This is a genomic window from Streptomyces sparsogenes subsp. cuspidosporus (genome assembly GCF_039532705.1).
Lineage (GTDB): Bacteria > Actinomycetota > Actinomycetes > Streptomycetales > Streptomycetaceae > Streptomyces > Streptomyces sparsogenes.
Map to the genome: position 1 here is coordinate 1 of NZ_BAAASD010000017.1, position 13,959 is coordinate 13,959.

The following is a 13,959-nucleotide window of genomic DNA, read 5'->3' on the forward strand; positions in this document are numbered from 1 at the left end:
CCCGGCGCCGCGCCGGCCGCGCGGGTCGCCGCCGCGCGCGCCAGCCTGCCCGGCAATCCCCTGGCGGCCTCCGCCGCGCGCCGCTTCGCCCGCGCGGCCCTCGCCGACTGGAGCGCGCTCGACTTCCCCGCCGTCGGCCGGATCCCCGACCGGGTCGCGGACGAGGTGGTGCTGCTGGTGAGCGAACTGGTCACCAACGCCGTGGTGCACGCCGGGACGGCGGTGGAGGTGAGCTGTGCGCTGGACGTGGTGAGCGGGGACGGGCCGAGCGGGGACGGGGAAGTGCCCTCCGTGGTCGTCGAGGTGACGGACCACCACCCCACCCGGTTCCTGCGCGGGGAGCCGCACGACGAGGACGATCCGGGATGCGCGGGACACGGACTGCGGCTGGTCGCCGAGCTCGCCGAATGCTGGGGCACGGCCTATCGCCGGGCCAGCAAGACGGTGTGGTTCCAGCTGCCCGTCAGCTCCGCCGAGGCGGCTGAGTCCGGCGAGTCCGGGGGGTTCGTCGAGTCCGCCGAGGGCTCCCTCAGGGACGACACGCCGCGGAACGGCGCCCTCAAGGGCGGCGACGACTGCCTGAACGGCGACTCGCCGGGCGACGACGCGTACGTCGTCGAGCTCCTGGCTCCCGCCCCCGCGCGCGTCGGCGCCCGCGACGCCGACGAGGACTGGACCCGGGCGGGCGCGCTGTCCTTCCTCGCCGAGGCGTCCGAGCTGCTGGCCGGGCAGTTCGACGAGGACCTGGTGACCTCGCTGGCCGCCCAGCTGCTCGTACCGCGGTTCGCCGACTGGAGCGCGGTGTGGCTCGACACGGAAGGCGGCCCGCCGCGGCTCGCCATGGTGTGGCACGCGAGCGAGAGCCGGATCGAGACCCTCAGCCGGCTGCTGGAGAAGGAACCGCCGGAGCTGCCCGCCACCGCGCGCGGCCGGGCGGTCCCCTGGCCGTGGCCCAGCGACCCCGCCGCGTACGGGCCCGGCGGCGCCGCCCTCGCCTGCCGGCTGATCGCGGGCGGGCGCGCCGTCGGCACCCTGCTGCTCGGCCGCGCCGGGCTGATGCGGGTGCCGGACGAGGTGGCCGACCTGGTCGAGGACTTCGCCCGCCGGGTCGCGCTGGCGCTGGCCTCCGCCCGGCAGTACACGCGGCAGGCGACGATCAGCCGGGTGCTGCAGCGCGGGCTGCTGCCCTCCCGGCTCGCCAAGATCCCGGGCGTGGAGTCGGCGGTGGTGTACGAGCCGACCGGCGGCACCTCGGCCGGGGGCGACTTCTACGACATCTTCCCGGCGGGCGACGGCCGTTGGGTCTTCGTCCTGGGCGACGTGTGCGGGAACGGGCCGGAGGCGGCCGTGGTGACCGGGCTCGTACGGCCGTGGCTGCGGCTGCTGGCCCGCGAGGGGTACGGCGTGGGCGCGGTCCTGGAGCGGCTCAACCGGATGCTCGGCGAGGAGGCCGTCGAGGCCGCGGTCGAGGGCGCGGCGGAGGCGGTGGCCGCGGGCGTGGGCCTGCCGGTGGGCGGCGGCGTCTCCCGGTTCCTGTCGCTGCTGTACGGGGAGCTGGTGCCGCTCGGCGAGGACGGCGACGGCGGCGTCCGCTGCACCCTCGCCAGCGCCGGCCACCCGCTGCCCCTGGTCGTCCGGCCCGACGGGTCGGTGCGCACCGTGGCCGAGCCGCAGATCCTGCTGGGCGTCGTGGAGGACGTCGCGTACGACTGCGAGACCTTCGAGCTGGCGCCCGGGGAGACGCTGGTGTGCGTGACGGACGGGGTCACGGAGCACAGATCCGGCGCCCGGCAGTTCGACGACGGGAACGGGCTGGCGTCGCTGCTCGGGGACTGCGCGGGGCTGGGTGCGGAGGACGTGGCGGAGCGGATCCGGGAGGCGGTGCACGCCTTCGCGGTAGAGCCCCCGGACGACGACCTGGCGATGCTGGTCCTGCGGGCGCGCTAGGTCGCGGGTAGAAGGCGGTAGGAGGGGCCGGGGCCGGCGGCGGGGCGGGCTCCGGCGCCGATGGCGGACAATGGGGCCATGCCTTCCGTACTGCCCGATGGCGAGCCCATGCCCCAGGACGGCGCGCTGCCCGCGAGCGCCGTGGCCGGGGCGGCCGGCCGGCCGCTCGGGTTCTATCTGCACGTGCCCTACTGCGCGACCCGCTGCGGGTACTGCGACTTCAACACCTACACCGCCACCGAGCTGCGCGGATCCGGCGGTGTGCTCGCCTCGCGCGAGAACTACGCCGAGATGGTCGTCGAGGAGATCCGCCTCGCCCGCAAGGTGCTGGGCGACGACCCCCGGCGGGTCGAGACCGTGTTCGTCGGCGGCGGCACCCCGACCCTGCTGGACGCCGCCGACCTCGGGCGGATGCTCGGCGCCGTCCGGGACGAGTTCGGGCTGGCCGAGGGGGCCGAGGTCACCACGGAGGCCAACCCGGAGTCGGTCGACCCGCGGTATCTGGAGCGGCTGCGGGAGGCCGGGTTCACCCGGGTCTCGTTCGGCATGCAGAGCGCCCGGCAGCATGTGCTGCGGGTCCTGGACCGCACCCACACCCCGGGCCGCCCGGAGCGCTGTGTGGCCGAGGCGCGGGCGGCCGGGTTCGACCATGTGAACCTGGACCTGATCTACGGCACGCCGGGGGAGAGCGACGACGACTGGCGCGCCTCGCTGGACGCCGCCCTGGGCGCCGGGCCCGACCATGTGTCGGCGTACGCGCTGATCGTCGAGGAGGGCACCCAGCTCGCGCGGCGGATCCGGCGCGGCGAGGTGCCGATGACCGACGACGATGTGCACGCCGACCGGTACCTGATCGCGGAGGAGGCGCTGTCGGCGGCCGGATTCCGCTGGTACGAGGTGTCGAACTGGGCCACCTCGGACGCGGGCCGCTGCCGCCACAACGAGCTGTACTGGCGCGGCGCCGACTGGTGGGGCGCGGGCCCCGGCGCGCACAGCCATGTGGGCGGCGTGCGGTGGTGGAACGTGAAGCACCCGGGCGCCTACGCGCAGGCGCTGAGCGAGGGCCGGTCCCCGGGGGCGGGCCGCGAGGTGCTGACCGACGAGGAGCGCCGGGTGGAGCGGATCCTGCTGGAGCTGCGGCTCGCCGAGGGCTGCCCGCTCGACCTGCTGGCCCCCGCGGGCGCCGCGGCGGCGGCCCGGGCCGTGACGGACGGCCTGCTGGAGCCCGAGCCGTACGCCGAGGGCCGGGCGCGGCTCACCCTGCGGGGGCGGCTGCTGGCCGACGCGGTGGTGCGCGACCTCGTCGACTGACGCGGTCGCACGCCTCGGTCGCACACGGCGCAACCGGGGTCGCTACGGCCGGTCCGGGCCGCCCACGGTCACGTGGTCGATCAGCTCCTCCACCCGCCCCAGCAGGGCCGGCTCGAGGTCCTTGTAGGAGCGGACCGAGGACAGGATCCGCTGCCAGGCCGCCCCCGTGTTCGCGGGCCAGCCCAGCGCCCGGCAGACGCCCGTCTTCCAGTCCTGGCCGCGCGGCACCGTGGGCCAGGCGGGGATGCCGACCGAGGAGGGCTTCACGGCCTCCCACACGTCGATGTACGGGTGGCCGACGACCAGCACGTGCTCGTCGGTGACCTCGGCCGCGATCCGGGACTCCTTCGTGCCCGGGACCAGGTGGTCGACCAGCACGCCCAGCCGGGCGTCCGGGCCGGGGGAGAAGTCGCGGACGATCGCCGGAAGGTCGTCGATCCCCTCCAGGTACTCCACGACCACGCCCTCGACGCGCAGGTCGTCGCCCCACACCCGCTCCACCAGCTCCGCGTCGTGGCGCCCCTCGACGTAAATGCGCCCCGCGCGGGCGACGCGCGCGCGGGCCTGCGGGACGGCCAGCGAGCCGGAGGCCGTGCGGCGCGGGGCGGCGGGGGCGGCCGCGCGCGGGCGCACCAGGGTGACGACGCGCCCCTCCAGGAGGAAGCCGCGCGGCTCCATGGGGAAGACCCGGTGCTTGCCGAAACGGTCCTCCAGGGTCACCGTGGGGCCCTGCGCGGTCTTCTCGCAGCGGATCACCGCACCGCAGAACCCCGTGGTGACCTCCTCGACCACCAGGTCGGGCTCGGCGGGCACCTCGGGCGCGGGCGCCTGGCGCTTCCAGGGCGGGGTCAGGTCCGGGTCGTACTGTCGCACCCGAATGACCCTAGCGCCGGCGTCAGGAGGACACGCCGAAACGAGCCGCGAGTTCGTCACGCTGCGCCCGGACGAAACGGGCATCCACGGCGGCCCCGTGCCCCGGGACGTACAGCGCGTCCTGGCCGCCGAGGGCCAGGAGCCGGTCCAGCGCGGCGGGCCACTGGGCGGGGATCGCGTCGGCGCCCGCCTGCGGCGGCCCCGACTCCTCGACCAGGTCGCCGCAGAAGACCACCTCCGGCTCGCCGGGGGCCTGCCCGGGGACCAGGACGGCCAGGTCGTGGGCGGTGTGGCCGGGGCCCACGTTGGCCAGCAGGACGGTGCGGCCGCCCAGGTCCAGGGTGAGCTCGCCGGACACCGGGTGGTGCGGGCACACGAGGTGGTCGGCGGCCTCCGCGGCGGCGCCGGGATCCGCGCCGTGGCGCACCGCGTCCTCGCGCAGCACGTCCCGCTCCCGGCGCAGCAGCCCGTCCAGGCCGGCGGCCCCGTACACCTCGCAGCCCGCGAAGGCGGCGGTGCCCAGGACATGGTCGAAGTGGGGGTGGGTGAGGGCGATGTGGGTGGGGCGGCGGCCGAAGAGCCGGGTGACCTCGCGCCGCACCCGGGCGCCCTGGCCCAGGTCGGCGCCGGTGTCCACGACCAGGACGCCGCTCCGGCCGGCGATCGCGCCGACGGTCGCGTCCCAGCCGGGCAGCCGGCACCGGGCGACCGAGGGGGTCAGACGTTCCCAGCGCGACTCCTCGCCCGGATCTTCCCAACGGGTGTCCATACGGAGACGCTAGTCGCACCCGGGCCGACAGTCGCAAAGCGGCGGCTCTCGCCCGGGCCATGGCACCCCGCCGCGCCCCCGCCGTACACTGGCTGAGGGGTTCTGGCACTCGTGTCCATCGAGTGCCAGGGGGAGACCTGATGAGACGGCTGGACTGGAGGTGCGCGCGGTGCTCAGCGAACGCAGACTCGAGGTACTGCGTGCGATTGTCCAGGACTATGTGGGGACGGAGGAGCCGGTCGGCTCCAAGGCGCTCACCGAGCGGCACCGGCTGGGCGTGTCCCCTGCCACGGTGCGCAACGACATGGCGGCCCTGGAGGACGAGGGCTATATCGCCCAGCCGCACACGAGCGCCGGCCGGATCCCCACCGACAAGGGCTACCGGCTCTTCGTCGACAAGCTGGCGGGGGTGAAGCCCCTGTCCACGCCGGAGCGGCGGGCCATCCAGAACTTCCTGGACGGCGCCGTCGACCTCGACGACGTGGTGGGGCGCACGGTCCGGCTGCTCGCGCAGCTGACCCGGCAGGTCGCCGTCGTGCAGTACCCGTCGCTGACCCGCTCGACGGTCCGCCATGTGGAACTGCTGTCGATGAGCCCGGCCCGGGTGATGCTCGTGCTGATCACGGACACCGGGCGGGTCGAGCAGCGCATGGTGGACTGCCCGGCGCCGGTGAGCGAGGAGTCGCTCGCCGACCTGCGGGCCCGGCTGAACAGCCGGGTCGTGGGCCGGCGGTTCTCGGATGTGCCACAGCTGGTGCAGGACCTGCCCGAGTCCTTCGAGCAGGAGGACCGGCCGACCGTCTCGACGGTCCTGGCCACGCTGCTGGAGACCCTGGTCGAAGAGACCGAGGAGCGGCTGATGATCGGCGGCACCGCCAATCTGACCCGCTTCGCACACGATTTCCCCCTGACGATCCGGCCCGTGCTGGAAGCGCTGGAGGAGCAGGTCGTTCTGCTCAAGCTGCTCGGCGAGGCGAAGGACTCGGGTATGACCGTACGGATCGGGCATGAAAATGCTCACGAGGGCCTGAATTCCACATCGGTCGTGGCGGTCGGCTACGGTTCGGGCGACGAGGCGGTCGCCAAACTCGGCGTGGTCGGACCGACCCGCATGGACTACCCCGGAACGATGGGAGCGGTACGCGCAGTGGCACGTTACGTCGGACAGATCCTGGCGGAGTCGTAAGTGGCGACGGACTACTACGCAGTCCTGGGCGTGCGGCGTGATGCCTCGCAGGACGAGATCAAGAAGGCATTCCGCCGGCTCGCGCGCGAGCTGCACCCGGACGTGAATCCGGATCCCAAGACCCAGGAGCGGTTCAAGGAGATCAACGCCGCCTACGAGGTCTTGTCCGATCCCCAGAAGAAGCAGGTCTACGACCTGGGCGGAGACCCGCTGTCCGCCTCGGGCGGAGCCGGGGGCGGCGCCGGTGGCTTCGGCGCGGGCTTCGGGAACTTCTCCGACATCATGGACGCCTTCTTCGGCACCGCCTCGCAGCGCGGCCCGCGGTCCAGGACCCGGCGCGGCCAGGACGCCATGATCCGCCTCGACGTGGAGCTCAACGAGGCGGCCTTCGGGACCACGAAGGACATCCAGGTCGACACCGCGGTCGTCTGTACGACCTGCAGCGGCGAGGGCGCGGCGCCCGGCACCTCGGCGCAGACCTGTGACATGTGCCGGGGCCGGGGCGAGGTGTCCCAGGTCACGCGGTCCTTCCTCGGCCAGGTGATGACCTCCCGGCCGTGCCCGCAGTGCCAGGGCTTCGGCACCGTGGTGCCGACCCCCTGCCCGGAGTGCGCGGGCGACGGGCGGATCCGCTCGCGTCGGACGCTCACCGTGAAGATCCCCGCCGGTGTGGACAACGGCACCCGCATCCAGCTCGCCGGCGAGGGCGAGGTCGGCCCCGGCGGCGGCCCGGCGGGCGACCTCTACGTGGAGATCCACGAACTGCCGCACCCGGTCTTCCAGCGCCGCGGCGACGATCTGCACTGCACGGTCACCATCCCGATGACGGCGGCGGCCCTGGGCACGAAGGTGCCCCTGGACACGCTCGACGGCCTGGAGGAGGTCGACATCCGGCCCGGCACCCAGTCCGGCCAGTCGATCCCGCTCCACCAGCGCGGCGTCACCCACCTGCGCGGCGGCGGCCGGGGCGACCTGATCGTCCACGTCGAGGTGCAGACCCCGAACAAGCTCGACCCGGAGCAGGAGGAGCTGCTGCGGCGGCTGGCCAAGCTGCGGGGCGAGGAGCGGCCGATGGGCGAGTTCAAGCCAGGGCAGCAGGGGCTGTTCTCGCGCTTGAAGGACGCGTTCAACGGACGTTAGGCGCCCGGCCGGGGGTTCGGGGGTTGTCCCCCCGGGGGGTGCAGTAAGCCAGGGCAGCAGGGGCTGTTCTCGCGCTTGAAGGACGCGTTCAACGGACGTTAGGCGCTGATCGGCGTGGATGGTAGGCGCCCGGCTCGCGCCTTGTGGGGCGCTGAGCCGGGTTGCTGATCCGCGCGTGGGACATGGCACGATGACGCCATGTCCTCCGCGCTGACCGATCTCTTTCGGTATCCGATCGTGCAGGCCCCGATGGCAGGCGGGCCGTCCTGCCCGCGGTTGGCCGCCGCCGTGTCCGAGGCCGGGGGCCTCGGGTTCCTCGCCGCCGGGTACAAGACGCCGGCGGCGATGTACGAGGAGATCAAGCAGGTGCGCGGCGAGACCGCCCGGCCCTTCGGCGTGAACCTCTTCATGCCGCAGCCGCTCGCCGCCGACCCCGCCGCCGTGGAGGTCTACCGCGAGCAGCTCGCGGGCGAGGCGGCCTGGTACGACACCCCGCTGGGCGACCCGGACGCGGGGGGCGACGACGCGTACGACGCCAAGCTGGCCATCCTCCTCAACGACCCGGTGCCGGTCGTCTCGTTCACCTTCGGCTGCCCCGCCCGGTCCGCCATCGAGGCCCTCGGCAGGGTCGGGACGCGGACGGTGGTGACCGTCACCTCGCCCGCCGAGGCGCAGGCGGCGCAGTGGTCGGGTGCCGACGCCGTGTGTGTGCAGGGCGTGGAGGCGGGCGGCCACCAGGGCACGCACCGCGACGACCCGCGCGCCGACGGCACGGGCGCCGGGCTCGGCCTGCTGGCGCTGCTGACGCTGGTCCGTGAGGCCGTGGAGATCCCGGTGATCGCGGCGGGCGGGCTGATGCGCGGCTCGCAGATCGCGGCGGTGCTGGCCGCGGGCGCCTGCGCGGCCCAACTGGGGACGGCCTTCCTGGTCTGCCCCGAGTCGGGGGCCAACACCCTGCACAAGCAGGCCATGACCGACCCGCTGTTCGCCCGTACGGAGCTGACCCGCGCCTTCTCCGGGCGCCCCGCGCGCGGGCTGGTCAACCGCTTCATGCGCGAGCACGGCCCGTACGCCCCGGCCGCCTACCCCCAGGTGCACCACCTCACCTCCGGGCTGCGGAAGGCGGCGGCGAAGGCCGGCGACCCGCAGGGCATGGCGCTGTGGGCGGGGCAGGGGCACCGGCTGGCCCGGGAGCTGCCCGCCACGCGGCTGATGGAGGTGCTGATGGCCGAACTGGACGCGGCACGCGCCGGTTCGGGCGTCGCGCGGGCTCAGGGGGCGGAGTCGTGACGGCCCCCGTCTTCCTGGCCGACTCCCTGGCGGAGGCGGCCGTCGGGGCGCGGCTGACGCTCGAGGGGCCGGAGGGGCGGCACGCCGTGTCGGTGCGGCGGCTGCGGGTGGGCGAGCCGGTGGTGCTGACGGACGGGGCCGGCACGGGCGCGTTCGGCGCCGTGGCGGCCGTCGAGGGCAAGGACCGGTTGCTGGTCGAGGTGGCCGAGGTACGTCACGAGGCGCCGCCGCGCCCGCGGATCACCGTGGTGCAGGCGCTGCCGAAGGGGGACCGCGGCGAGCTGGCCGTGGAGACCATGACCGAGACCGGCGTGGACGCCATCGTGCCCTGGGCGGCGGCGCGTTGCGTCACCCAGTGGAAGGGCGAGCGCGGCCTCAAGGCGCTGGGGAAGTGGCGGGCGACGGCCCGGGAGGCGGGCAAGCAGTCGCGGCGGCTCATCTTCCCGGAGGTGGCGGACGCGATGACGACCCGCCAGGTTGCCCGGCTTCTGGCCGAATCGGATTTCGCGGCCGTACTGCACGAGGAGGGCAGCGAGCCGCTGGCGACCGCTCCGCTGCCCGCCGAGGGAAGCGTGGTGCTGGTGGTCGGCCCGGAAGGGGGCGTGTCCCCCGAGGAGTTGGCGGCCTTCGCCGAGGCGGGCGCGGGGCCGTACCGCCTGGGCCCGACGGTGCTGCGCACCTCCACGGCCGGCACGGCGGCCGCCGCGCTGCTGCTGGGCCGCACGGGCCGCTGGGCGTGACGGGGCGCCGCGCCTGACGACGCACCGGGCCTGACGACGCACCGGGCCTGACGGCATCGCCGAGGACTGAGGAGGGCCGGAGGGCCCCCGGCCTGACGAGCCGTCACAGCGGTCCGGCGCGGATCATGTGGCCGAGTGTGCTCTTCCGGTTTCCCCCGCTCCGGTGGGAACCTCTCTGTATGGGGGCATTGAGGCAGCGGAAGAACGGGCTCTTGGCGGTGGCGGCGGCGGTCCTGGCGGCCGTCGCGGTGACGGCCTGCGAGCCCAGGGACGACAGCGAGCTCAGCGCCATCGGTGTGGCGGTCACCACGGACCGGGTCAGCACCCGCGCGCTGGAAAAGGGCGGCATCGACGTCCGGTGGATGACGTGCAACGCGGACGTGAAGGGCAAGCACACGTCCGGCCCGTCCGCCTCCCGGGACGCGAAGGCCTCCGTCCACTGCCGGGGCGAGACCAGGGACGACCGCGACATCAAGATCACCGGCGTGGTGACGTACGAACGCAAGAACCTGTGCGTACGGGGCGATCTGACGGCCAAGGTGGACGACCACCGCGTCTTCCAGGCGAATGTGATCGGCGACTGCAACGCGCGGAAGGCCGGATACCCCAAGCCGTCCCGGGCCACCACCCACCCCTGGGACCGGCGGACCGACCGGCCCGCGGACCGGCACCCCGGCCAGCACACCACCCCGGCCGGCAAGTAGCGGCGCACGCGTGGGGCGCGTCGGACCGGGTTCCTGACGGGCGGGTGGCCACCCGGTGGTTCCGGCACGCGGCCTCGGACGTCCCGGTAGCATCCGGTTCCGTAGCAGCCGACGACGCGTAAGGAGCCACCGGTGGCGGGAGAACCGCAGGCCGACTGCCTGTTCTGCAAAATCGTCTCGGGGGAGGTGCCGGCGACCGTCGTCCGCGAGACGGAGACGACCCTCGCCTTCCGGGACATCAACCCCCAGGCCCCGACCCACGTCCTGGTGATCCCCAAGGTCCACTACCCGGACGCCGCCTCCCTCGCCGCCGCCGAACCGCGGATCGCCGCCGACATACTGCGCGAGGCGGGCTCGGTGGCCGCCGACGAGAAGATCGACGGCACCGGCTTCCGGGTCGTCTTCAACACCGGCTCGGGCGCGGGCCAGACCGTCTTCCACACCCACGCCCACGTCCTGGGCGGCCGCGGCCTCAACTGGCCCCCCGGGTAGAGCCCTTGTCGTCACGTGAACTGGTCGTCCTGGGCACCGCGAGCCAGGTACCGACCCGGCACCGCAATCACAACGGCTACCTGCTGCGCTGGGACGGCGAGGGCATCCTCTTCGACCCCGGCGAGGGCACCCAGCGCCAGATGCTGCGCGCGGGGGTGGCGGCCCATGACATCAACCGGATCTGCATCACGCACTTCCACGGGGACCACTCGCTGGGCCTGGCCGGGGTCGTCCAGCGGATCAACCTGGACCGGGTGCCGCACCCGGTGACCGCGCACTACCCGGCGAGCGGACAGCGCTTCTTCGAGCGGCTGCGGTACGCGACCGCGTACCGCGAGACGGTGTCGCTGACGGAGGCGCCGGTGGCCGGCGAGGGCGGGGTCCTCGCCAGTGCCGCCGGGGCGGGCGGGAGCACCGGGGCGGGCGGGACCGGGGCCGCCGGGTACACGCTGGAGGCGCGCAAGCTCTCCCACCCGGTCGAGTCCTACGGCTACCGGCTGACCGAGCCCGACGGCCGCCGCATGCTGCCCGAGCAGCTCGCGGCGCACGGCATCCGCGGGCCGGAGATCGGCCGGCTGCAGCGGGAGGGGGCGCTGGTGCAGGAGGGGCGCACGGTGACGCTGGAGGAGGTCAGCGAGGCCCGGCGCGGGCAGCGCTTCGCCTTCGTCATGGACACCCGGCTGTGCGAGGGCGCGAAAGAGCTCGCGCAGGGCTGTGACCTGCTGGTCATCGAGTCGACCTTCCTGGACGAGGACGAGCCGCTGGCGATCGAGTACGGGCACCTCACGGCCGGGCAGGCGGCCCGGCTGGCCGCGGAGGCGGGGGTGCGGCACCTGGTGCTGACCCACTTCTCGCAGCGCTACGGCGACCCGTCCGACTTCGAGCGCCAGGCCCGGGCGGCGGGCTTCGCGGGGGAGCTGACGGTGGCCCGGGACCTGATGAGCGTGCCGCTGCCCAAGCGGCGCTGACCCCCGCGGTGAGGCCCCGGGCGCCGGGTCGGCGGCGGTCCGGCGGCGCTGTCGGTGCCATCGTGCACACTGGCCGCATCGCCCTCCGAAACAACAAGCACCGAACTGCAAGCACGCACTGCACTGCACGGAACAGCAAGCTCTGAACTGCAAGCACTGAACGGGACCGGCAATGAGGCCGGTCCGATCTGGGAGCGCACGGTGACCACAGATCACGGCGAACCGCTCGCGGCGGCCTGCCCGGCGACGTACCCCCTGCTCGACCCGCTCGCGGCCGTCCGCGAACCCGGCGACCCCACCTGTGACGTCTACCTCACCGGCACGGTCTTCCTGGACATCATCTTCACCGGCCTGGACTCCGCCCCCGTGCGCGGCACCGAGTCCTGGGCGCGCGGCATGGGCTCCAGCCCCGGCGGCGTGGCCAACATGGCCACCGCGCTGGCCCGCCTGGGCCTGCGCACCTCACTCGCCGCCGCGTTCGGCGACGACATGTACGGGGACTACTGCCGCGACGCCCTGGACCGCGGCGAGGGCATCGACCTGTCGCTGTCCCGTACGGTGCGCGGCTGGCACTCCCCGGTGACCGTCTCCATGGCCTACGAGGGCGAGCGCACCATGGTCTCCCACGGCCACGAGGCGCCGCCGCCGGAGGAGCCCGCCCCCGAGTGCCCGCCCCCGGCCCGCGCCGCCATCGCCTCCCTGGTCCCGGGCAACCGCGAGGAGTGGGTCGCCGAGGCCGCCGGCCACGGCAGCCTGATCTTCGCGGACGTCGGCTGGGACGACACCGGCCGCTGGGACCCGGCCGACCTCGCCGACCTGGAGCACTGCGAGGCGTTCCTGCCCAACGCGGCCGAGGCGATGCGCTACACCCGCGCCGACTGCCCGCGCGCAGCCGCTCGCGCGCTCGCCGACAAGGTGCCGCTCGCGGTCGTCACCCTCGGCGCCGAGGGGGCGTACGCGGTGGACGGGCGCACCGGCGAGACCGCCGAGGTGCCCGCGATCGCCGTGGAGGCCCTGGACCCGACCGGCGCCGGGGATGTGTTCGTCGCCGGATTCGTCACGGGCACTCTCGCCCGGTGGCCGCTCGCCGACCGGCTGGCCTTCGCGGGCCTGACCGCCGCGCTGTCCGTGCAGGAGTTCGGCGGCTCGCTGTCGGCGCCCGGCTGGGTGGAGATCGCCGCCTGGTGGCAGCACGCGAAGTCGTACGACGACCAGGACGCCTCCGCGCTGCGCCGCTACGCCTTCCTGGACCGGATCCTCCCGGCGGCCGCCCGCCCCTGGCCGCTGCGCCGGGCGGTGCCCACGATCGGCTTCCGGGAGGGCTGACGGGCGGCGGAGCAGGGCACGACCCGGGGCGGGACGGGGGCGGAGCAGGGGCAGGAGCCGGAGCGGGGCAGGGGTGGAGCCGGAGCGGGGCAGGGGTGGAGTAAAAGCACTCGGGTCTTGTCAGTGCTCCGTCGTACCCTTGTACTCAAGGTTGTCGAGCAGCGAGAACCCCGTAAGAGGAGGTAGGAGCAGGCCTGAGAGCCGGCCCATGACGCAACCAACCACAGCACGCCAGGCGCATGCGCAGTTCACGGTTCCGACCAAGCACCCGATGGTCATGGTGCTGGGATCGGGCGACTCGCTGCTGCGCGTCATCGAAAAGGCCTTCCCGGCGACCGATATCCATGTGCGGGGCAATGAGGTCAGCGCCACCGGGGACCCCGGGGAAGTCGCGCTCATCCAGCGCTTGTTCGACGAGATGATGCTGGTGCTCCGCACCGGTCAACCGATGACGGAGGACGCGGTGGAGCGCTCGATCGCCATGCTGCGCTCGGCGGAGAACGGCGAGGGCGGGGAGGAGACCCCGGCCGAGGTGCTCACGCAGAACATCCTGTCCAACCGCGGCCGCACCATCCGCCCCAAGACCCTGAACCAGAAGCGCTATGTCGACGCCATCGACAAGCACACCGTCGTCTTCGGCATCGGCCCGGCCGGTACGGGCAAGACGTATCTGGCCATGGCCAAGGCGGTCCAGGCCCTGCAGTCCAAGCAGGTCACCCGGATCATCCTGACCCGGCCGGCGGTCGAGGCGGGCGAGCGGCTCGGCTTCCTGCCCGGCACGCTCTACGAGAAGATCGACCCGTATCTGCGCCCGCTGTACGACGCGCTGCACGACATGCTCGACCCCGACTCCATCCCGCGCCTGATGGCCGCGGGCACGATCGAGGTCGCGCCCCTGGCGTACATGCGCGGCCGCACGCTCAACGACGCGTTCATCATCCTCGACGAGGCGCAGAACACGAACCCCGAGCAGATGAAGATGTTCCTCACCCGGCTCGGCTTCGACTCCAAGATAGTGATCACGGGTGACATCACCCAGATCGACCTCCCGGGCGGGACCAAGAGCGGTCTGCGCCAGGTGCAGGAGATCCTGGAGGGCGTCGAGGACGTCCACTTCTCCCGGCTCACCAGCGTCGACGTGGTCCGCCACAAGCTGGTCGGCCGCATCGTCGACGCATACGACCAGTACGACAGCCGGAACGGAAAGTAAAAC

Annotated in this window: 13 protein-coding genes; 11 read left to right on the forward strand and 2 right to left on the reverse strand. The window is 73.8% G+C overall.

The genetic code is table 11. The annotated features are described in order from the left end of the window. On the forward strand, positions 1-1,947 hold a 1,947-nt coding region (locus ABFY07_RS20760), incomplete at its 5' end, for a SpoIIE family protein phosphatase (RefSeq protein WP_428836973.1). A gap of 78 nt (positions 1,948-2,025) precedes the next feature. Then, positions 2,026-3,258: a radical SAM family heme chaperone HemW gene (hemW, locus tag ABFY07_RS20765; RefSeq protein ID WP_346175936.1), complete on the forward strand. Its 1,233-nt coding sequence runs from the start codon at positions 2,026-2,028 to the stop codon at positions 3,256-3,258. Between the two features lie 42 nt (positions 3,259-3,300). Here hemW and ABFY07_RS20770 read toward each other — a convergent pair whose 3' ends face one another. Next, a complete protein-coding gene (locus ABFY07_RS20770) occupies positions 3,301-4,131 on the reverse strand; it encodes a DUF3097 domain-containing protein (RefSeq protein WP_065959258.1) in 831 nt (276 codons plus the stop codon). Between the two features lie 22 nt (positions 4,132-4,153). Continuing rightward, entirely contained in the window at positions 4,154-4,900 is a 747-nt protein-coding gene (locus ABFY07_RS20775; protein ID WP_346175937.1) for an MBL fold metallo-hydrolase, read from the reverse strand. Positions 4,901-5,069: 169 nt separating this feature from the next. Between ABFY07_RS20775 and hrcA the strand changes: the two genes are divergently transcribed. The 9 genes from hrcA (at position 5,070) to ABFY07_RS20820 (ending at position 13,956) form a co-directional block, all read left to right on the forward strand. After that, positions 5,070-6,086, forward strand: coding sequence for a heat-inducible transcriptional repressor HrcA (gene hrcA, locus ABFY07_RS20780; protein WP_346175938.1), 1,017 nt, complete (start codon positions 5,070-5,072; stop codon positions 6,084-6,086). Further along, positions 6,087-7,226 (forward strand): molecular chaperone DnaJ, encoded by a 1,140-nt coding sequence (gene dnaJ, locus ABFY07_RS20785; protein WP_346175939.1) that lies wholly within the window; start codon positions 6,087-6,089, stop codon positions 7,224-7,226. A 198-nt stretch (positions 7,227-7,424) separates the two neighbouring features. Next, the gene (locus tag ABFY07_RS20790; RefSeq protein WP_346175940.1) at positions 7,425-8,516 is read left to right on the forward strand and encodes a nitronate monooxygenase; all 1,092 of its coding nucleotides are present in this window, start codon (positions 7,425-7,427) and stop codon (positions 8,514-8,516) included. Beyond that, a complete protein-coding gene (locus ABFY07_RS20795) occupies positions 8,513-9,256 on the forward strand; it encodes a 16S rRNA (uracil(1498)-N(3))-methyltransferase (RefSeq protein ID WP_346175941.1) in 744 nt (247 codons plus the stop codon). The genes ABFY07_RS20790 and ABFY07_RS20795 overlap by 4 nt, the downstream gene beginning before the upstream one ends. Before the next feature lie 179 nt (positions 9,257-9,435). Continuing rightward, positions 9,436-9,960 (forward strand): hypothetical protein, encoded by a 525-nt coding sequence (locus tag ABFY07_RS20800; RefSeq protein WP_346175942.1) that lies wholly within the window; start codon positions 9,436-9,438, stop codon positions 9,958-9,960. A 132-nt stretch (positions 9,961-10,092) separates the two neighbouring features. After that, entirely contained in the window at positions 10,093-10,452 is a 360-nt protein-coding gene (locus ABFY07_RS20805; RefSeq protein WP_065959249.1) for a histidine triad nucleotide-binding protein, read from the forward strand. Between the two features lie 5 nt (positions 10,453-10,457). Then, complete coding sequence (locus ABFY07_RS20810) at positions 10,458-11,420, forward strand: ribonuclease Z (RefSeq protein ID WP_346175943.1); 963 nt, start codon at positions 10,458-10,460, stop codon at positions 11,418-11,420. A gap of 201 nt (positions 11,421-11,621) precedes the next feature. Beyond that, complete coding sequence (locus ABFY07_RS20815; RefSeq protein WP_346175944.1) at positions 11,622-12,746, forward strand: carbohydrate kinase family protein; 1,125 nt, start codon at positions 11,622-11,624, stop codon at positions 12,744-12,746. 208 nt (positions 12,747-12,954) lie between these two features. Then, complete coding sequence (locus ABFY07_RS20820; RefSeq protein WP_065959245.1) at positions 12,955-13,956, forward strand: PhoH family protein; 1,002 nt, start codon at positions 12,955-12,957, stop codon at positions 13,954-13,956. The last annotated feature ends 3 nt before the right edge of the window (positions 13,957-13,959 follow it).

Bases quoted from the DNA above. Each gene is read 5' to 3' on its own strand.
- hemW (WP_346175936.1), top strand. From the start codon at position 2,026: ATGCCTTCCGTACTGCCCGATGGCGAGCCCATGCCCCAGGACGGCGCG.
- ABFY07_RS20775 (WP_346175937.1), bottom strand. From the start codon at position 4,900: ATGGACACCCGTTGGGAAGATCCGGGCGAGGAGTCGCGCTGGGAACGT.
- ABFY07_RS20790 (WP_346175940.1), top strand. From the start codon at position 7,425: ATGTCCTCCGCGCTGACCGATCTCTTTCGGTATCCGATCGTGCAGGCC.
- ABFY07_RS20800 (WP_346175942.1), top strand. From the start codon at position 9,436: ATGGGGGCATTGAGGCAGCGGAAGAACGGGCTCTTGGCGGTGGCGGCG.
- ABFY07_RS20820 (WP_065959245.1), top strand. From the start codon at position 12,955: ATGACGCAACCAACCACAGCACGCCAGGCGCATGCGCAGTTCACGGTT.